At 37.8% G+C, this 19,094-nt stretch carries 18 protein-coding genes and 1 tRNA gene; 13 read left to right on the top strand and 6 right to left on the bottom strand.

Going from position 1 to position 19,094, the window contains the following annotated elements; translation table 11 throughout:
- The first annotated feature begins 45 nt into the window (after positions 1-45).
- From QM460_RS02730 to QM460_RS02675, 12 genes are all read left to right on the top strand, one after another.
- Positions 46-561 (top strand): DnaA ATPase domain-containing protein, encoded by a 516-nt coding sequence (locus tag QM460_RS02730; RefSeq protein WP_414289175.1) that lies wholly within the window; start codon positions 46-48, stop codon positions 559-561.
- Between the two features lie 15 nt (positions 562-576).
- A complete protein-coding gene (locus QM460_RS02725) occupies positions 577-1,527 on the top strand; it encodes a helix-turn-helix transcriptional regulator (RefSeq protein ID WP_414289174.1) in 951 nt (316 codons plus the stop codon).
- Between the two features lie 7 nt (positions 1,528-1,534).
- Complete coding sequence (locus QM460_RS02720; RefSeq protein WP_414289173.1) at positions 1,535-2,845, top strand: DUF262 domain-containing protein; 1,311 nt, start codon at positions 1,535-1,537, stop codon at positions 2,843-2,845.
- Positions 2,839-4,710: a DUF262 domain-containing protein gene (locus tag QM460_RS02715; protein ID WP_414289172.1), complete on the top strand. Its 1,872-nt coding sequence runs from the start codon at positions 2,839-2,841 to the stop codon at positions 4,708-4,710. The genes QM460_RS02720 and QM460_RS02715 overlap by 7 nt, the downstream gene beginning before the upstream one ends.
- 73 nt (positions 4,711-4,783) lie before the next feature.
- Positions 4,784-4,936, top strand: a complete 153-nt coding sequence (locus tag QM460_RS02710) for a hypothetical protein (protein WP_000776639.1) — start codon at positions 4,784-4,786, stop codon at positions 4,934-4,936.
- A gap of 22 nt (positions 4,937-4,958) precedes the next feature.
- A complete protein-coding gene (locus QM460_RS02705; RefSeq protein WP_045763099.1) occupies positions 4,959-6,200 on the top strand; it encodes an aminopeptidase in 1,242 nt (413 codons plus the stop codon).
- Positions 6,201-6,209: 9 nt separating this feature from the next.
- A complete protein-coding gene (locus tag QM460_RS02700) occupies positions 6,210-6,440 on the top strand; it encodes a GlsB/YeaQ/YmgE family stress response membrane protein (protein WP_075228757.1) in 231 nt (76 codons plus the stop codon).
- Between the two features lie 171 nt (positions 6,441-6,611).
- Entirely contained in the window at positions 6,612-7,520 is a 909-nt protein-coding gene (locus QM460_RS02695) for a LysR family transcriptional regulator (RefSeq protein WP_025171295.1), read from the top strand.
- Between the two features lie 39 nt (positions 7,521-7,559).
- The gene (queA, locus tag QM460_RS02690; RefSeq protein ID WP_001095263.1) at positions 7,560-8,588 is read left to right on the top strand and encodes a tRNA preQ1(34) S-adenosylmethionine ribosyltransferase-isomerase QueA; all 1,029 of its coding nucleotides are present in this window, start codon (positions 7,560-7,562) and stop codon (positions 8,586-8,588) included.
- 219 nt (positions 8,589-8,807) lie between these two features.
- Positions 8,808-9,365, top strand: a complete 558-nt coding sequence (locus QM460_RS02685) for a hypothetical protein (RefSeq protein WP_000753298.1) — start codon at positions 8,808-8,810, stop codon at positions 9,363-9,365.
- Positions 9,366-9,872: 507 nt separating this feature from the next.
- Positions 9,873-11,162 carry a membrane protein gene (locus tag QM460_RS02680; protein WP_049527288.1) on the top strand — a complete coding sequence of 430 codons (1,290 nt, stop codon included), beginning with the start codon at positions 9,873-9,875 and terminating at the stop codon, positions 11,160-11,162.
- Positions 11,163-11,171: 9 nt separating this feature from the next.
- Positions 11,172-12,260, top strand: a complete 1,089-nt coding sequence (locus tag QM460_RS02675) for an AI-2E family transporter (protein WP_049527285.1) — start codon at positions 11,172-11,174, stop codon at positions 12,258-12,260.
- Between the two features lie 662 nt (positions 12,261-12,922).
- Here the strand turns inward: QM460_RS02675 and QM460_RS02670 are convergent.
- Entirely contained in the window at positions 12,923-14,068 is a 1,146-nt protein-coding gene (locus QM460_RS02670) for a low temperature requirement protein A (RefSeq protein ID WP_049526125.1), read from the bottom strand.
- A gap of 303 nt (positions 14,069-14,371) precedes the next feature.
- Entirely contained in the window at positions 14,372-15,214 is an 843-nt protein-coding gene (locus QM460_RS02665) for an aldo/keto reductase (RefSeq protein ID WP_049526126.1), read from the bottom strand.
- Positions 15,215-15,268: 54 nt separating this feature from the next.
- On the opposite strand from QM460_RS02665, the gene QM460_RS02660 reads away from it, so the two are divergent.
- Complete coding sequence (locus tag QM460_RS02660) at positions 15,269-15,658, top strand: T6SS immunity protein Tdi1 domain-containing protein (RefSeq protein WP_080979261.1); 390 nt, start codon at positions 15,269-15,271, stop codon at positions 15,656-15,658.
- A gap of 532 nt (positions 15,659-16,190) precedes the next feature.
- Here the strand turns inward: QM460_RS02660 and QM460_RS02655 are convergent.
- From QM460_RS02655 to QM460_RS02640, 4 genes are all read right to left on the bottom strand, one after another.
- Positions 16,191-16,706: an HdeD family acid-resistance protein gene (locus QM460_RS02655; protein WP_003004261.1), complete on the bottom strand. Its 516-nt coding sequence runs from the start codon at positions 16,704-16,706 to the stop codon at positions 16,191-16,193.
- Positions 16,707-16,930: 224 nt separating this feature from the next.
- Positions 16,931-17,347: a helix-turn-helix domain-containing protein gene (locus QM460_RS02650; RefSeq protein WP_080979301.1), complete on the bottom strand. Its 417-nt coding sequence runs from the start codon at positions 17,345-17,347 to the stop codon at positions 16,931-16,933.
- Between the two features lie 95 nt (positions 17,348-17,442).
- Positions 17,443-17,515: transfer RNA gene (locus tag QM460_RS02645), tRNA-Lys, on the bottom strand.
- A 262-nt stretch (positions 17,516-17,777) separates the two neighbouring features.
- Positions 17,778-19,049, bottom strand: coding sequence for a replication-associated recombination protein A (locus QM460_RS02640; protein WP_414289171.1), 1,272 nt, complete (start codon positions 19,047-19,049; stop codon positions 17,778-17,780).
- Between the last annotated feature and the right edge of the window lie 45 nt (positions 19,050-19,094).

Below are 19,094 nucleotides of genomic sequence, written 5' to 3'. Positions count from 1 at the left end.
CATCTGTTTTGTTATACTTATATTATAAAAAATAAAGAGGTTTAAATGATGAACAATACAGGCTTAAATAACAAATATCAATTTGAAAATTTTGTAGAAAAAGATGGTAATGATTTAGCAAAGAAAGGAGCCTTAGCAGTAGTAGAGAACCTAGGATTAAAATATAATCCCCAATATAATCCACTTTATATTTATGGAAAAAAAGGTTCGGGGAAAACACATCTCCTTCAAGCAATTGGAAATAAGGTTCTTGAGAATAATCCAGAAAAGCGAGTAAAATATATTTCTGCCGTAAACTTATTGGAAAATGAGCTAGAAATCCAAAAAGTTAGAAGTGAGCAGTTTGATCTCCTAATCGTAGATGATATTCAGGTATTGGGAGAAAAGGATATTCTTATTCAAGAAAAATTTTTTAATCTTTTTAATTCTCAACATTTTAAGAATAAACAAATGGTTTTCTCTAGTGACACTGAACCAGATCAATTGGGGAATGTGCCTTCTAGTTTGATTGTGCGTTTTAAATGGGGGATGACAGCGTGTCTAACATCGCTTGAAGATTAACAAAAAGGACATTAGATGAATGATCAAGAGAGACTACTAACAATCTTTTTACGCTTACAGTTTGGGACTCCGTTAGGAAAAAAGCAATTAGCCCAGGAATTTGAGGTTAGTGAAAAGACGATACAGAGAGATTTTTCGCTACTCCGTGATATTTTATCCAGTCATCCCGATTTTAGTGGAGAATTGTTTTATAGTCGTAAAACGAAAAAGTATAGCCTATCAAGTAAGTCAGTTTTTAATAAAAAGGATATTCTCGTTATTTCAAAGATTTTATTGGAAAATCGAGCACTGAATAAACCAGAAATTGATAGCTTACTAAAAAATTTACTTGCCTTAGTTCCTCGTGATGACCAGAAAGAAATTGAGCAGATCATTGGCAGTGAAAAACTTAACTATACTCCCTTAACGGATCAGCAAGATAGAGTAGAGAAAATTTGGGATTTATCGGAAGCTATTTTGCATGAACAGGTTCTAGATATTATCTATCAAAACCCGTATTCTGAGTCTTCTAAGAGGCCGACTGTTTTGCCAGTCTCTCTTTATTATGATAGTCATTATTTCTATCTGGTTGTATACCAGTTGAAATATGAGACTTATATTACTTTAAGAGTAGACCGTATCCAGTCCTGGTCTCATAGTGATATAGAGAAACCCTCTATTTCTTATCGAGATAAATTTAGAGATGGAGACATTCGTAACGAGAGAGTAGACGCTTTTATCGGGAAGAAAATCAGTATTGAGATCGAGTTCTTGTACGATCCTACTATTGTGATGGATCAATTTCCAAATGCAAAAATAGTTGGGAAAAATGGTGGCTGGACTCATTTTAAGTTTGAAAGTCAGCATACACCGGGTCTTAAACGCTGGTTGCTGGGACAAGGGGAAGCAGTTACTGTTTTGTCTCCTCGGATTTTAGTAGAGGATATGAAGCGGACCGTTCAAGAAATGATAGATAAATATAGATGAGGATAAAATGAGTATTCAATTTACTTCTAAAAAAGTTGGAGAACTATTGAAAGAAGAGAATTTACGGATTCCTTCTTATCAAAGACCTTATAAATGGAACAGAAAGCATATCCGTAATCTTTTTTATGATCTACGAGATGCTATGGGGAAAAAGGAATATCAGGTTGGTTCTGTTATCTTGCATGAAAATGATGGATACTTAGATATTGTCGATGGACAGCAACGGCTAATTTCTATCTCCTTGTTTCTTTATTTACTAGATGATTTTGAGGATTATAAGGGTGCTAATCAACTACTAAGTGCTGAATTTGGAGAGCTATCTTGCTATCATGCGAGTGAAAATTATAATGAGTGGGAAAATTTGACTCAATTGATTGGTGAGAATCAGGCAAAAGATATTTGTAACTTTCTATTGGAAAATTGTTCTGTCTCTGTGATTACTATGCCACAGGAACGATTATCAGAGGCCTTTCAGCTATTTGATTCTCAGAATAATCGTGGAAAATCTCTAGAACCTCATGATTTGCTCAAAGCCTATCATCTTCGCAAGCAAGATTCTGAAGATGAAAGAATTGTTGAAAAGTGGGAGCAAATTGTAGAGGATAAAGAGTTAAGTCTCAAAGAGTTATTTGATAAGCATCTTTTTCGTATGAGACGTTGGTCTAGGGGAGAAACAGGATTAACAAACAAGCGTTATGGCTCTTATCTACGATTTACAGAGGATTATATTGACGACTTTAAAGGCGTTGATTTGAATCAGAACTTTCCATACCTAGAATTGTATCGTCATATTGAAAAATTTCCTCTTTCGATTACTATGCCAATCATTGACGGAAGTAAATTTTTTGAGTATATTGAATCTGCTCATGAAACTATTAAAGATCATAAAGATTTTTTAAATGAAAGGTTAGGATTTTCTGATGAGCTTGAAGAGGGAGAAAAAAATGTAGCTTACCCAGAAGGCATGTTGAACATTTACAATAGCTCAAAGGGACGCTATCTCAAATGCTACAATCTGTTTCTAAATATTTGCTCTCTTTTTGCAGAGAGATTTGGAAAAGATGAGCTATCAAAGGAGATAATAGAGACCTTGTTTATTTGGTCTTATTACCCTCGAGTTAAGTCTAAAGCTATATATGATGCAACGGTAGGGAAATACGCCGCTGGTGGAAGTTTTAGACAAAAAGAGGCTCAAAAGCTATTTCAACTTTTATCCCATGCTGTCACTCCGAATGATTTCATGATCAAGATAGATAGAGAGCTATTTGAAAATTATACTGTGGACAAGATTATAGAAGAGGAAAAAGATAAATGGTAGAAACACATATAAGGTTATCTGTTAATCGTTTGTTAAATGAAGATACCTATGCTATTCCTCTTTATCAGAGAAATTTTGCCTGGACTTATGATGAAATTGAGCAGTTATTGAACGACGTAGCAGATGCTTTTCAAGAAAATAGAGACAACTACTATATTGGAACATTAGTCGTTAATAAAGAGAATGACATTTTCAAAATCATAGATGGGCAACAACGGACAACAGCCCTTAATTTGATTGCCTTAGCTTTGAAGCATGAGTTTGGTTTTGATAGATTGAAAGCTGTCAATCTTACCTTTCCAGCTAGGAAGAAATCAAATGAGAATATTCAAAAACTATTTACTAAGCAAAAAATCTCTGAGGACGATGAAAATGAATTAACTAGAGGTTATGGGAATGCTAAAGATGCATTGAAAAAAGTGCTAGAGGAGCATCAGCTTAATCCTCAGTCTTTCGTTGATTATCTTTTTGAGAATGTCATCATTTTTCGGAGTATACTTCCTGAAGATTTAGATTTGAATCTTTATTTCGAACGTTTCAATTCTCGAGGAGAACAACTAGAGGCTCATGAGATTCTCAAGGCGCAAATGATGGCTAAATTCGGTACAGATCAAGAAATGGCTCAAAAGTTTGCAAGAATTTGGGATGCCTGTGCAGAGTTTGATAAACCGGTATCAAGTCAATTTAAGATGCGACGGAAGAGAGCAGATGATTTTCAAGAACGCGAACGTATTTTTGGATGGCATTTTACAAATTACTCATTTCATAATATTTATGATGATATTGATTTTTATCAAAATGAAAGAAGAAAGTTATCAGATATATTAGGAAAAAAGATAAATGAAAAAAATATAGAAGTAGAAAAAGATTTTGGTGATTATACCCAAGTTATCGATTTTCCAACCTTCCTACTCCATGTATTGGCAATTTGGGAAGGTAAGGATACCAATGAGGTTCAGTTAGACGATAAGAAACTTTTAGCTCTATTTGATATAAAAAATAAAAATAAGACTTGGATTATTGAATTCAGTGAATTTCTTCTTAAAATAAAACATATTTTTGATAATTACATCGTTAGAAATTCAAATATGGATTCTTCAAGCAGAAATAAGGATGAATGGTTTTTGCAGAAGGGGACTTATTATGAATATCAACCTAATGGAAAAGCGAAAGAGCATTACATAGTTGAAGAACGCTTTACTAAGAATACATTTTCAGATTCGGAAATTAACAAAAACATTATTCTTCTTCAATCCATGTTCGCTGTAACCTTCACTGCTAATCGTGATAGTCGTTGGTTATATGAGATTTTACAATTTCTCTTCAGACATATTGAAGAACTAAATGATCAAGAATTTGGTGCTCGTTTTAAAGAATTTCTAGAAAAAATGGCAGTGACGTATGCAGAAGAAAGATTGTTTACTGAGGATAGAAGAATTAAGAAATATGGTACAATTCCTGTTTATGCTTTTAACTTTGTAGATTATGTTTTATGGAAAAATCGTGAAGAATTAAAGAAAGATTATGATGTTAAGTTTGAAGATTTCAAATTTGCATATCGTCGTTCTATAGAGCATTGGTTTCCACAACATCCAAATAGTGATGAAAGAGTTGAAAAAATTGATGATAAATTTTTGCACTCCTTTGGGAATCTCTGTATCATTACAGATAGTCAAAATTCGAAGTTTGGAAATTTAGTTCCAAGTGCAAAATATAAACAGTGGGAAGGAATTTTCAACCGCCAGAGTTTAAAATTACAGATGATGGCAGATGTAACGGTAAAGAATGATAAATGGGGTATTCGTGAGATTCAATCTATGGAAAAAGAAGTGGAAAGATATGTACACGACTTTTGTGATAGTTAAATAAAAACAAGCTTTATTAGGCTTGTTTTTAAATTTACATCATATGTGATATACTAGTAACGGAGGACATTTCATGAAACTTAGAATTTTTGCGGAAAACAAGCCAGCTCAAAAAGTTTTTGAATATCAGTTAGAACTTGTTGATCAGACAATTCTTCTATCGACAGCACTCTTGTCAGGTGCTATTGCTTTGGCAGGATTATTTTCTGCTTTGAAAGAAAAATAAAAATAGAAAAGAGAAAACAAGAATGGTTTTACCAAATTTTAAAGAAAATCTAGAAAAATATGCTAAGTTGTTGGTTGCAAACGGTGTGAATGTGCAACCTGGTCATACCTTGGCTCTCTCAATCGATGTGGAGCAACGTGAGTTGGCTCACTTAATCGTTAAAGAGGCTTATGCACTTGGTGCACACGAAGTTATCGTTCAATGGGCAGATGACTTTGTGAATCGTGAGAAATTCCTTCACGCGCCACTAGAGCGTTTGGACAATGTACCAGAATACAAGATTGCTGAGATGAATTACCTTCTTGAAAACAAAGCAAGTCGTCTCGGTGTTCGTTCTTCTGACCCAGGTGCCTTGAACGGAGTTGATGCAGAAAAACTTTCAGCTTCCGCCAAAGCTATGGGAATTGCCATGAAACCAATGCGTATCGCAACTCAATCCAACAAGGTTAGTTGGACTGTTGCTGCTGCAGCTGGACTCGAGTGGGCTAAGAAGGTCTTTCCAAATGCAGCGAGCGACGAAGAAGCAGTGGATCTCCTTTGGGACCAAATCTTCAAGACTTGCCGTATCTACGAAGAAGACCCAGTTAAGGCTTGGGAAGAACATGCAGCTATCTTGAAGAGCAAGGCAGAGATGCTCAACAAAGAACAATTCTCAGCCCTTCACTACACAGCACCTGGAACTGATTTGACACTTGGCTTGCCGAAGAACCACGTTTGGGAATCAGCCGGTGCTATCAATGCTCAAGGCGAAGGTTTCTTGCCAAATATGCCAACAGAAGAGGTCTTTACAGCCCCTGATTTCCGTCGCGCAGATGGTTATGTAACGTCTACAAAACCTCTTAGCTACAATGGAAATATCATCGAAGGCATCAAAGTGACCTTTGAAAATGGTCAAATCGTTGATATCACAGCTGAAAAGGGTGATCAAGTAATGAAGGACCTCGTCTTTAAGAATGCTGGTGCGCGTGCCTTGGGTGAATGTGCCTTGGTACCAGATCCAAGTCCAATTTCTCAGTCAGGTATTACCTTCTTTAACACCCTTTTTGACGAAAATGCTTCTAACCACTTGGCTATCGGTGCAGCCTATGCAACGAGCGTTGTTGGCGGAGCAGAGATGAGCGAAGAAGAGCTAGAAGCTGCAGGACTTAATCGTTCAGATGTTCACGTAGACTTTATGATTGGTTCTAACCAAATGGATATCGATGGTATCCGTGAGGATGGGACACGCGTACCACTCTTCCGTAATGGAGATTGGGCAATTTAAGGAGAATCTATGCTTGGAAGTATGTTTGTCGGGCTTTTAATCGGACTATTAGCAGGAGCTATCACCAATCGTGGAGAACGGATGGGATGCTTCGGGAAAATGTTTCTCGGCTGGATTGGTGCCTTTTTAGGACAATTAATTTTTGGTTCTTGGGGACCAAGCTTAAGCGGTACAGCCATTATCCCATCAGTTTTAGGAGCCATGATTTTATTAGCCATCTTCTGGGAAAGAGGAAGCTAAGTTTCGATTAAAAAGCTTGTATAATAATAAAGATTAAAGGAGGTTGGAATTGTTTCAACCTCTTTTTAAAGTGCTAGATAAGGTCATTTGAAAGCACTCATCTAAGCTTTGCCACAGAGCTTTCAGTGACTGGTTCTTTTTATATTGCCTCAAGTATGGTACAATAAAAACATGAGAATTCAACAATTACACTATATTATCAAAATTGTAGAGACTGGTTCGATGAATGAAGCTGCCAAGCAACTTTTCATTACGCAGCCCAGTCTATCAAATGCAGTTCGTGACCTAGAAAATGAGATGGGGATTGAGATTTTTATCCGAAATCCTAAGGGAATTACCCTCACACGTGATGGGATGGAGTTTTTGTCCTATGCCCGTCAGGTTGTCGAACAAACCCAACTCCTAGAAGAACGCTATAAGAACCCAATCGCTCATCGTGAGCTTTTTAGTGTGTCTTCGCAACACTATGCCTTCGTAGTCAATGCCTTTGTTTCCTTGCTCAAGAAGAGCGATATGGAAAAGTACGAGCTTTTTTTGCGTGAAACCAGAACCTGGGAAATCATCGACGACGTCAAGAACTTCCGTAGTGAAGTCGGAGTCCTCTTTTTAAATAGCTATAACCGTGATGTCCTTTCTAAGATGTTGGATGATAACCATCTAGTTGCTCACCATCTCTTTACAGCCCAACCTCATATCTTTGTCAGCAAGACCAATCCTCTTGCTAAAAAAGACAAGGTGCAGTTGGCAGACCTAGAAGACTTCCCTTACTTGAGCTATGATCAAGGAACCCATAATTCCTTCTATTTCTCAGAGGAGATTTTGTCTCAGGAACACCACAAGAAATCCATCGTTGTTAGTGACCGTGCGACCTTGTTCAATCTCTTGATTGGTTTGGACGGCTATACCATCGCGACTGGTATCCTTAATAGTAACCTCAATGGAGACAATATTGTTTCGATTCCACTTGATATTGATGATCCGATTGAGCTGGTTTATATCCAGCATGAGAAAACTAGCTTATCTAAGATGGGTGAACGCTTCATCGAGTATTTGCTTGAAGAAGTTCGTTTTGATAGCTAATCGTAAGTACATTAGAAAAGAAAAGGAAATATGACTACAATGAATACCAATGATTTTGATTTTCACTTGCCTGAGGAGTTGATTGCACAAACACCTCTGGAAAAGCGCGATGCCTCTAAACTCTTGATAGTCAATCGCAAAACAGGGGAATTTCAAGATCGCCATTTTCACTCTATTATTGAAATGCTAGAGCCAGGTGATGCCCTGGTTATGAATGACACCCGCGTACTACCAGCGCGACTTCATGGTCAAAAGGAAGAAACAGGGGGCCATGTTGAACTCTTGCTCTTGAAAAATACAGCAGGAGACGAATGGGAAGTCTTGGCAAAACCTGCTAAACGTCTCAAGGTCGGAGCTAGAGTTGTCTTTGGCGATGGTCGGCTAAGCGCAGTTGTGACTGAGGAATTGACCCATGGTGGCCGTATTGTGCGTTTTGAATATGAAGGAATTTTCCTAGAAGTACTTGAAAGTCTTGGAGAAATGCCACTGCCTCCTTATATCCATGAAAAGTTGGATGACCGTGAACGTTACCAGACAGTCTATGCCAAGGAGAGCGGCTCAGCGGCTGCCCCAACTGCAGGCCTGCATTTTACCAAGGAATTACTGGAAGAAATCCAGCAAAAAGGGGTTCACCTAGTCTACCTGACCTTGCACGTTGGACTTGGGACCTTTAGACCTGTTTCCGTAGATAATCTGGATGAGCACGAGATGCACTCAGAGTTTTATCAATTGTCTGAAGAAGCTGCTGCGACCTTGCGACAGGTCAAAGAAAATGGGGGTCGTGTCATTGCGGTTGGAACAACCTCTATCCGTACACTAGAAACCATCGGAAGCAAGTTTGATGGGCAAATCCAAGCAGACTCTGGCTGGACCAATATCTTTATCAAACCAGGCTATGACTGGAAGGTTGTGGATGCTTTTTCTACGAATTTCCATTTGCCTAAGTCTACCTTGGTCATGCTCGTTTCTGCCTTTGCAGGCCGTGAATTGGTCTTAGAAGCCTACCAACATGCTATCGACCAAAAATACCGTTTCTTTAGCTTTGGCGATGCCATGTTTATCTATTAAAGCTTTTGAAAAATCAAAGAAGATATAAAGAGAGACTGATTCATTCTTGGATCAGTTTTTTGCTTGATCTTACACAAAGTTACCAAAATAACTATTGAATTATAGACAAATAAATGATACACTGAAGACTAGGGCTTGGCCGTCAAAAATATATGTAATTTCGGACTAGCCATTTTAGACTCAGACTAAACTGGGTCATCATTTTAAAAGGAGATTATCATGAAAAAAACATTGAGCTACACCAGTCTTTCAGCTCTTGCCTTGTTGGCTGTGGTGACACTTGCTGCTTGTGGAGGAAATACTGAAAAAACTACAGCATCTTCAAGCAAAGAGGCTTCTTCCTCTAAAGTAACTAAGGAGTCATCAAGTAAAACAGAAGCTAGTCAAAAAGAGGAGCCGAAGTCTGAAACGAGTCCATCAAGTTCCGCAAGCACTCAAACGGATAAGAAGGAAGAGAAGAAAAAGTCGCCAGAAGCTTACGCAAAATTTCTTGGAACATGGGAAAACTATGCTGGAACAACTGCTACAGTCACAGCTGATGGAATCGTGACCATTCAAAGTTCAAAAGGAACCTTCCAGTATGAAATGGGCCAAGTAGAGGAAAAAGATGGCTACTACTCAACAGGAATCCATCTTGTCGATGGTGGAGAAGGTGCACGCCTTATCTTTACACCAGCAGGTGTAGCAAATGAATTGACAGGTACGGATGGCAGCCAAGACGTCTTGGCAATCGGCCAATCACCAAGCGACAAAGATAGTCATTTTTACCGAAATTAAGAATGAAAAAAGAAAAAATGAGCCAAATCGACGGCTCGCTTTTTGAGTGGTGAAAAGTATGGATGAGATTGATTTGACAAGTAAAAAAGCCTTGATTCCAAGACTTTTTCCTGTTGTTTAGATGCCCCTGCATAATTTTTGAAGAGTTTTCATGTTGAAAATAATCAAAACTATTGAAATAAGTAAAAAGTTGAATTATAGTGAGTATTGTGTCACAATAGGTAATATATAAATAATTAATGGAATGGATATAATTCTTTCCTACCTTTACAAGAAGGATTGGTTGCACCTTTTTTATCTAGCAATTATGGTTAGCTTTCAAGTTTAGCTAGTTTTTAAAAGCTCTGATTTCGACTCAATAAAACAAATTTCAGAAGTGCAAAAGACAAGATGGTGACATTGCTACAGTCAGTCGCCATGTCTTGCTGGCACAGGCTGTTTGTGCCGTCAGCTATTTACCAGTCAATTTGATCAAAGGGCTTAATTATTATTTTTGAAAGGTCTTTTATGGAAAAAATTCTTTCTTTAGGTCTGACAGGTAAGAAATTACTTGTTCAGGGTTTCTTGTTTGTTCTGCTAGGTCTTATCTTGATGGTCACGGGAACTTGGTTGCCAGTGACGGTTATTCGACTGGTTCTGTTTTTAGCTTGGATAGCAACGGTCTTAGATTTAGTATTACGTATTTTCAAAAAAAGTCAGTCAACGGACACCTTGGGAGTTGCACTGGTTAAATTGTTAGTGATGGGATATTTGCTAGGCTCGAATCTTGCTACTGATGTGCCAATTTATATTTTGGCTCTTGTGATTGGAATTTATCAGATTTTTCATGCTAGTATCAACCTTGTCACCTATGTTCTCTACCGCAAAAACAAAATTCGACCTCGTTTTCGTTTCTTACTAGATGGTCTCGTACTAGTTTTTCTTGGTGGGACTAGTCTTTTGTCCTCTACGGGAAATTCTGTCTTTCAACTCTTTGTTTTAGGGGCTTATTTTTTCCTTTATGGTGTGTCCAATATCCGTGACGGTTTCTTGTTTGAGGGGGAAATTGGGAAAAACCATCTCAAACGTCGTGTAAGAATGAGCTTACCTATTGTCCTAGCCGCTCTCATCCCTGCAAGTACTTTAGCAAAAATCAACAAATTCATGCAGGAAAATGCTGATGAGAGAGAGGATATCCATCTTGGAATGGTGAAGTCTGGTAAGACAGCGGAGCTTGAAATTTTTATTCATACAGCTGAGACCTCTCTGTTTTCGGCAATTGGTCATGTGGATATCTGCTATCAAGGCCGTGTTATTTCTTATGGCAACTATGATCCGTCTTCTGAGACCTTATTTGGCATGGTAGGAGATGGTGTCTTATATTTCTGTGATCGTGACAAGTACATTGACCTATGTAAACGGGAGAGTCAAAAAACGCTATTTGGTTACGGAATAGATTTGACACCGGAAATGGAAGAAGCGGTTCAGGAAAAATTAGCTGAATTGAAACAACTGACGATTCCATGGGAGCCAAGCGCAGATAAAATTAAAACGGAAGATGGTAAGGAAGACTACACCTACGCTTATAAAATCAGACATGAGACGGATGGGGAACTTTATAAATTTATCAAATCTAAGTTTAAATCCTACTTTGTCTTGTCCACAAACTGTGTGCTCTTGGCTGATACCATAGTCGGTCAAGCTGGAACAGATATCCTCTCACCAAAAGGATTTATCGCACCAGGAACTTATCAAGCCTACCTTGACCGAGAGTTTGAAAAACCAAATAGTATAGTCGTATCTAAACATGTTTATTAAGGAGAATTTATGAAGTTAGTTAGAAAATACACCCCGTTAATCCTTTTTATAGGGCTGGTTGCTCTTGTGATTCTGAATGCATCGAGCTTTATATCAGGAGCAATCTCTCTTTTTGATGTAACATCAACCTTGATTTATGGTGCTGTTATTGCTTTTGTGCTTAATGTTCCTATGAAAAAAATTGAACAGTACTTAGTTAAATTGAAGGTAAAGGCAGAGTTGCGTCGTCCGATTGCCATGGTACTTGTTTTCCTAGCTCTTATCTTAATCGTGATTGCTCTTTTGGTTTTGGTGCTGCCAACCCTAGCTCAGACTATTAGTCAGCTGGGAACAGTCCTTTCAACAGTCCTGACTCAACTTGGGAAATTGCTAGGCAGCTCGGAATTTGTAACCAAAGACATGTTGTCAACTATCGTATCAGGCATACAGGGACAATCTAGTTCTATTAGCCAAGCTTTGATAGGTTTTTTATCAGGTCTGACTAGTAATATCGGCAATATTTTTTCAAGTTTGATGAATGCCTTTTTGATTATAGTCTTCACCTTTTTATTTTTATCCAGTAAGGAACATTTGGCAGCGATGACGAGTCGACTTCTAAAAGTTTTTCTTCCAGAGAAGGTGGTGATAAAGTTGACTTACATTGGACAAGTAGCACTAGAGACTTATGACCAATTTTTGATGAGTCAGCTGATTGAAGCAGTTATCATAGGAGTTATGATAGCGGTTGGTTACAGCATGTTTGGGATACCCTATGGAGTAATGACAGGTATCTTTGCAGGAGTGCTATCGTTCATTCCTTATGTAGGGCCTATGATTGCTTGTGTTGTGGGAGCGATTTTTATCTTCACAGTGAGTCCTACTCAAGCCTTACTTTCTCTTCTTCTATATCAAGTTATACAGCTGATTGAAGGAAACCTTATTTATCCAAAAGTTGTAGGTCAGTCTATTGGTTTGCCAGCTCTTTTCACACTTGCAGCAGCTAGTATCGGAGGGAATCTTTTCGGACTGCTTGGAATGATATTCTTTACCCCCGTATTTGCTGTTATCTATCGACTGGTTAAAGAATTTGTCGTCGCAAAGGAAAATCAGGTAGATTGAGAAAGACTGAATTTAATAAGATATACTAAGAAGAGAGTGAAAGATTCTCTTCTCTTTTATTTCTAAATGACTTGCTCTTGTTCTGTTGCGAAAATTTATGAATTCATAATAGCCCATTTTAATCTCTATGCGGATTGGCCATGTAATATGGGCACAAATTAGTATAGTTTAGTTAATTATAGACTAGCTCTGTACTGTAAAAAACAGTTGGTCTTATCAAATATTGCTAGCAATTGATTGAGAATAAATGATAAGTTTGATAAGGTTGGAAAACCTTTATAATGATTTGCTACAAAAAGTTATTTGACATCAAAAAAGCCTTGATTTCAAGGCTTTTTCCTGTTGTTTAGATGCCCCCTGCATGAATTTGTAAGAACTTTTCATATTGAAAATAAACAAAAATGTTGAAATATAGCTGATTTTAGGGAAATACTTTTAGGTGTTTTCAATGTCAGGATTTAAAAATGGGGCAAAAGTGGGGCAAAAACGAATGACTCACATTTGGTTTGAAAACCTATAATACCTAATGATTATGCCATACTAGATATATAGTGTTGTTATAAATAAATGTCAGTGCGAGTTCAAATCGGAGGATAAAATGGAAAAACAAATTAATGAAAAAAAAGCCTTGGTTCCCAAAGCTTTTTAATGTTATAAACTCATTAAAATATCCCCCAGTTAGATTTGGAATATTTTTTATTCTGTGTCATATAAAAATAAATAAAATGAATGGCTATAGCTAGAGCTAAAATGGTTGCAATACTCAACACTGTTATAGGATTAGAAGCGAAAAGCAAAGAGAGAATCAAGGCAGCCAGATAGAGTGTCGCTTGAGCACAGTAGTAACTTCTCGGATAGCGAAGATAGTTTTTGTTATAGGGCCCATTTGCTAGGACAGCAGCTTGGAAGAGGCCAATTCCGATATAAAAGAAGCTGATTGCAACGAGAAGATTAGCCTCGGGATTCAGGAGATAACCCATCGAAACTGTCATCAACATAAGCCCGATGAAAATAGGATAGTGACTATAAATTACAAATAATCCCTTTTGACTAGATCCTTCATCAATAGCATGGTCAAATTCGCCAAAATAAAACAAGAACAGGGAAAGCATGATAACGAAATTGAGAACCGAATAAATCGAGAAATTCTCGACTGTAAAGAAGCTAGCTAGCCCAACAACCATCTCTCCAAACGTAATAATCACAAGAAGGGAGACGCGCTCGATTAAATGGGGAAGATTTACCTGGAAATGCTCATCTTTAGTAATCAAGAAAATTGGCACAATAAATGTTAGCAGAATACTAGCAATAAAGATATAGACTCCAACGTAAATAGGAAAAAGAGCTGCCAGATAGACTCCTAAACTTCCTAGACCTGTTAACCATAGAAAACCTTTGATACTTTCCCGATCAGTATTATCGGTTGATTTTCTAAAAAATTCAACCAAATATTGAAAAAATAAGGTAAGGGTCAATGTACCAACAGCCCAACAGGTATAATAGAACCATTGTTGCCAATTGTATCCAATCATATTGGACATAAAGAGCATAAGTCCCATGTTGATAAACATGATTACCATGTTAAATAACGAGTTTGTTCCATAGCGATTGGTATAAATGGTTTGAATCATCCAGGAATTGATGATAACCATGACAGAGATGAAGAAATCAAGTAAAGAATCCCAAGCCACAACACCGCTATGAAGAGGGTGAATTAAAGCAGTTGCTTTTGAAATTGCAAAAACAAAAACTAAGTCATAAAAAAGTTCTGAAAATTCTACACGTTTATGTTTAATAAGAGTTGTCATCTTAAGTCCTTTCTATTCTAGAAGTACAATTTATTATAACAGAAAATGGTAATGAGAGAAAAGGATATGCTTAAATAATTTCATGTGGCGCGAATTGTCAAAATCTTGGAGCACATTTACCTCACGTACCAGATTACAGGCGGTGTGTTTGGTGATTGATAATGAAGTACGTGTATTCTGAGGCAAAAGATTTCGAGACTCCATTACGTAACTCCCATCTATAAATAAAAAATGATAGTTTCATCATAGCAAATCTAAAGAAACACGCTAAAAAGCAACCCTGACGAGTTGCTTAAAATCCTATTAAAAATTAACTGTGTCAGGATCATTCTGAGTTTTGGTGCCTTGAATCTTATCCAAGACTGCCATATCTTCCTCTGATAAGTCGAAGTCGAAGATATCCAAGTTAGCTTTTACATTTTTAGGTGTCACAGACTTAGGAAGTGGCAAGAAACCTTTTTGGAGGCTCCAACGCAGAGCAACTTGTGCCACAGATTTACCGTTACGTTCGGCCACTGCTTCAACATCTTCATTTCCAAAAATGCTACCTGTACCTAGTGGACTATAGGCTTCAAGAAGGATATCGCGCTCTTGGCAATAGTCAACTAAGTCTTCTTGGTCACAACCTGGAGCCAAGAGGATTTGATTGACATGTGGAACAATTTTAGCTGTTTCAAAAAGAGCTTCTAGGTGATGTTGCATAAAGTTTGACACACCGATAGCACGCACCTTACCTTCTTTGTAGGCTTCTTCCATAGCCTTCCATGCACCCGCATTGCCAGCCTTCCAAGCATCATTCTCACGAAGCGCCTTTGGATTAGGCCAATGGATAAGCAAAAGATCCAAATAATCCACACCAAGTCTTTCGAGAGACTCATCGATAGAAGTCTTAGCCAACTCGTAATCGTGCTTATCATTCCAAAGTTTGGTAGTTAGGAAAATATCCTCACGTGCCAAATTACTATCAGCAATCGCCTTACCTACAGAAACCTCGTTACCGTAAATTTGTGCGGTATCAATATGTGTGTAACCCGCCTTAAGTGCGAAGCTAACGCTGTTATAGGCTTCTTCGCCTTCAGCAATTTGCCAAGTTCCAAAACCAATTTTAGGAATAGTAACCCCATTTGCAAGTGTATATGTTTCCATGATTTTCACCTTATCTTTTTTTAATAGTACTATCTTAAAAAAGATAAGACAAAAATGCAAAGATTTACTACGGCTATTATTATGAATAGTTCCTTACTTCTTTTTCCGCTGTTCGTAACAGCATTTGGAGATATTATTACTTGGGAAGAGAATGAATTTGTTGGTATTGTAAAATACAATATTCAAGACTGCGACATTATTATTAAGAGCCTGAAATATTTTCTTCAGTATTTAGATAACTCATATGTGACTGATAACTTTGAATTGGATTTATATAGACAGGCTGTGTTAAAACATGGTCCCTTGTCTTATAACCAATGTTTCGGTTTTGTTCCTTTACTAGCCTTGGGAGGCGTAAAAGATGTGGATCATATGGATAAGGTAAAAACCTTGGAACACATTTACCTCATGTACCAACTCACAGGCGGAGTGTTTGACGATTGATAAAAAAGAACCACCCTCGCGGTGGTTTTTTCGATGAAAACGAGATGTTAGATAAATAGCGAGTCTTTGATGAGAGTCGCTTATTTTGTGAATATAAACTTTTTGGTACAAAAAACAAAATGACAAGCAAAAAAGCCTTATAAATCAAGGCTTTTTCCTGTTGTTTAGATGCCCCCTACATGGATTTGTAAGAACTTTTCATATTGAAAATAAACAAAAATGTTGAAATATAGCTGATTTTAGGGAAATACTTTTAGGTATTTTCAATGTCAGGATTTAAAAATGGGGCAAAAGTGGGGCAAAAACGAATGACTCGTATTTTGTTTGAAAACCTATAATACCTAATGATTATGCTATTCTAGATATATAGTGTTGTTATAAATAAATGTCAGTGCGAGATCAAATTGGAGAATAAAATGGAAAAACAAATTTCTACGCAGAATGGAATGCGAAAAAGTGATAATTAAAGAGACAAAAAAGCTGAGAATATGATTTCCCAGCTTTTTTGAATGCGATAGAAATAGCAACTAGACTATTTACGAAAGGCCTCAATAATGTAGGTGAAGCCAGTAACTAAAAATGAAAAGGCAATGACATAAACGACAAAGACACCTGTAGCCACTGGATTGAACAGAATCACTAGACCTAGTAAAAATTCAAGCAAGGCTACCCACATGATATTGCTACCAATAATAGGGAAAATCAATCTTAGACGATTGCCTTTAAAGAAAGCAATAATGGCTTCTACAATTAACCAAATTCCTACAATGGTCGGAATGACGACCGGCAGGGTCACAAAGCCATAAGCAACGAGGTAAAGAGCTAAGAGAAGACTAACAAATCCTTGGAAAAGATAAACAGGTGAGCGAAGCTCTTTTGGTGCAGAGAAATAGCCTAAAATAGCTGCTATAGAAGAAACCAGTAAACCAAATGAAATCCACCAGCTGTAAGCAACAAGATTAGCTACTGGGTTTGTAAATAGGAAAAGTCCTAAAAGGACAAAAACAACTCCTGCAAGGAATAGCAGTAAACGATTAGAAAATTTCATTTCAATACCCCCTATCCCTATATAGTATAGTTTTCTAATAAAACTATTGTACTTATTTTTATAGAAAATGTCAATAAAATAAATAAACAATTTGGAAGTTTCAGTCTGACTTACAAAAAGAAAAGGAGTTTTCACTCCTTTTCACAGATTGAAGACAAAGTCCTTATAAAAGTGTCTTCTAAAGATTTTAACTTCAATCTGAAGCGAGGTTATCCTCGCTTTTTCTATTTATCAAACAATTCCTTATTTTCAATTAAGAGTTCTAGTGGAGATTTATCCCTTGCTTCAATAAAACCAGGTTCATATTGGTTATGAAGTGTTCTTTTCTGAGAAGTTGGATCAATATACAACTCATCTCCATCTTCTGTGTATAGTTGGTTGCCTCTTGTTAAGTAAAGTAAATCCTCTAAGTACTGTCCATCAGTTTCTAGAAAATGTTCGATGTATTTGACAGCCTTTAAGATCTCACTTACTTTATCAGAGTATTCATTCGATTCAAGAACACTCTTTTCTAATTCAATCTCTTTACTAGTTCCAAAAAGTTGAGTTGGAGTTGCATTAAAATATTCTGCTATCTTATCTAAATTTGCAAAGGTAGGATAGCTTTTTTGTTTTTCGTAATCAGAGATGTTTGGAAAGATTGCTCATAAAAAAATGTGGGGCAAATGATGGGGCAAATCAGTTATAGACAAGCAAAAAAGCCTTATAAATCAAGGCTTTTTCCTGTTGATTTAGATGCCCCCTACAGGGCTCGAACCTGTGACCCATAGATTAAGAGTCTACTGCTCTACCAACTGAGCTAAGGAGGCAAATAAAAAGCTGTATTGGTGCCGAAACTTCACGGTTTGTATTGAACCCGCGCAATTAAGCAGGTGGGCAACTCGCTCTAACTGAAGCTGTTTCCGTGTGAGACGGCCTACATGCTGTTAGAAGACTTTTGTTTCCCTAATAATACAAAAAATAGTCGGTCAACACTTAAATGTGAAGTCGTACACCACAGCGTTTCTATGATTATATGATACCACTTTTTCAAAAAAAATCAAGGGAAAATTAAAAATTTTGAAAAGGATTTCATAAGTTTCGTAATTTATCAATGGTTTCCTTGCGTTGAGCCAGGGCACGTTCGTATTTTCCACTATCTTCTGGTGAGAAGTAGCTATGGTTGCGAATTTTTTCTGGCAAGTACTCTTGTTTGACCCAGTGACCTGGGTAGTTATGTGGATAGAGGTAGTTTTGGGCATTGCCTAATTCCTTGCTACCACTATAGTGGCCATCTCGCAGGTGACGTGGGATTGGTAGGTGACCTGAGGTTTTAAGGTCAGACAGAGCCTTGTCCATAGCTACATAGGCTGAGTTGGATTTTGGAGAAAGGGCCAAATCAATCACAACATTGGCAATGAGGATGCGGGCTTCGGGGAAACCGATCCTCTGTGCTGCATCCAGAGCAGTCACGGTATGAATCTGGGCTTCGGGATTGGCCAAACCGATATCTTCATAAGCAATCACAGTCAAACGACGAGCTAGGCTAGGAAGGTCACCGGCCTCTATCAAGCGAGCAGCATAGTGGAGACTAGCATCTACATCCGAACCTCGAATGGATTTCTGTAGAGCGGAGAGAACGTCGTAATGTCCATCTCCATCCTTGTCCATAGTAATGTAGCTTCTCTGCAGACTATTTTCCATAATATCGAGCGTGATATGGCGGATGCCTTCGTTATTTGCCGGAGTAGAAAGAACTGCCAAATCCAGCGAGTTGAAGGCAGAACGGAGGTCTCCATTGGTAGATGTTGCGATAAAATCAAGGGCATCATCATCTAACTCAACTGGGAAATCAAAACCTCGTTCAGGGTCAGTCAGGGCGATTTGAATAGCTTCTTTGACATCTTGATTCGACAAGGGTTCGAGTTCAAAAATCTGAACACGGCTACGGATGGCTGGTGTTACAGAAAAGAAAGGATTTTCAGTTGTCGCCCCAATCATGATGACCAGTCCACTTTCCAAGAGAGGGAGGAGAAAGTCTTGCTTGGTTTTGTCGAGACGATGAATTTCGTCAAGGAGCAGAACTAGTCCACCCGAAAATTTTGCTTCCTCGGCAATTTCTTGGAGACGTTTTTTGCTATCAACTGTCGCATTAAAGGTCCGAAAGGCATACTTGGTCGTTCCAGCGATGGCCGAAGCGATACTGGTTTTTCCGATGCCTGGAGGTCCATAAAGAATCATGGATGACAGGCGGTTAGCTTCCACCATGCGACGGATGATTTTTCCTGGGCCCACCAGATGCTCTTGACCGATGACCTGGTCGATGGTTTTGGGGCGCATACGAAGCGCGAGATTGTCTGGCATAGCAGTCCTTTCTAACATGGATTTTCTGATACTAATGTGGTAATA

It is taken from the genome of Streptococcus infantis, from assembly GCF_047464415.1.
Lineage (GTDB): Bacteria > Bacillota > Bacilli > Lactobacillales > Streptococcaceae > Streptococcus > Streptococcus infantis_AE.
This window is presented reverse-complemented; position numbering and strand designations above follow the sequence as displayed.

What these genes read in the sequence shown, in the direction of transcription:
- QM460_RS02655 (WP_003004261.1), bottom strand. Translation starts at nt 16,706, where the DNA reads ATGAAATTTTCTAATCGTTTACTGCTATTCCTTGCAGGAGTTGTTTTT.
- QM460_RS02700 (WP_075228757.1), top strand. Translation starts at nt 6,210, where the DNA reads ATGCTTGGAAGTATGTTTGTCGGGCTTTTAATCGGACTATTAGCAGGA.
- QM460_RS02715 (WP_414289172.1), top strand. Translation starts at nt 2,839, where the DNA reads ATGGTAGAAACACATATAAGGTTATCTGTTAATCGTTTGTTAAATGAA.
- queA (WP_001095263.1), top strand. Translation starts at nt 7,560, where the DNA reads ATGAATACCAATGATTTTGATTTTCACTTGCCTGAGGAGTTGATTGCA.
- QM460_RS02640 (WP_414289171.1), bottom strand. Translation starts at nt 19,049, where the DNA reads ATGCCAGACAATCTCGCGCTTCGTATGCGCCCCAAAACCATCGACCAG.
- QM460_RS02675 (WP_049527285.1), top strand. Translation starts at nt 11,172, where the DNA reads ATGAAGTTAGTTAGAAAATACACCCCGTTAATCCTTTTTATAGGGCTG.
- QM460_RS02720 (WP_414289173.1), top strand. Translation starts at nt 1,535, where the DNA reads ATGAGTATTCAATTTACTTCTAAAAAAGTTGGAGAACTATTGAAAGAA.
- QM460_RS02730 (WP_414289175.1), top strand. Translation starts at nt 46, where the DNA reads ATGATGAACAATACAGGCTTAAATAACAAATATCAATTTGAAAATTTT.
- QM460_RS02670 (WP_049526125.1), bottom strand. Translation starts at nt 14,068, where the DNA reads ATGACAACTCTTATTAAACATAAACGTGTAGAATTTTCAGAACTTTTT.
- QM460_RS02665 (WP_049526126.1), bottom strand. Translation starts at nt 15,214, where the DNA reads ATGGAAACATATACACTTGCAAATGGGGTTACTATTCCTAAAATTGGT.
- QM460_RS02710 (WP_000776639.1), top strand. Translation starts at nt 4,784, where the DNA reads ATGAAACTTAGAATTTTTGCGGAAAACAAGCCAGCTCAAAAAGTTTTT.
- QM460_RS02685 (WP_000753298.1), top strand. Translation starts at nt 8,808, where the DNA reads ATGAAAAAAACATTGAGCTACACCAGTCTTTCAGCTCTTGCCTTGTTG.
- QM460_RS02660 (WP_080979261.1), top strand. Translation starts at nt 15,269, where the DNA reads ATGCAAAGATTTACTACGGCTATTATTATGAATAGTTCCTTACTTCTT.
- QM460_RS02680 (WP_049527288.1), top strand. Translation starts at nt 9,873, where the DNA reads ATGGAAAAAATTCTTTCTTTAGGTCTGACAGGTAAGAAATTACTTGTT.
- QM460_RS02705 (WP_045763099.1), top strand. Translation starts at nt 4,959, where the DNA reads ATGGTTTTACCAAATTTTAAAGAAAATCTAGAAAAATATGCTAAGTTG.
- QM460_RS02695 (WP_025171295.1), top strand. Translation starts at nt 6,612, where the DNA reads ATGAGAATTCAACAATTACACTATATTATCAAAATTGTAGAGACTGGT.
- QM460_RS02725 (WP_414289174.1), top strand. Translation starts at nt 577, where the DNA reads ATGAATGATCAAGAGAGACTACTAACAATCTTTTTACGCTTACAGTTT.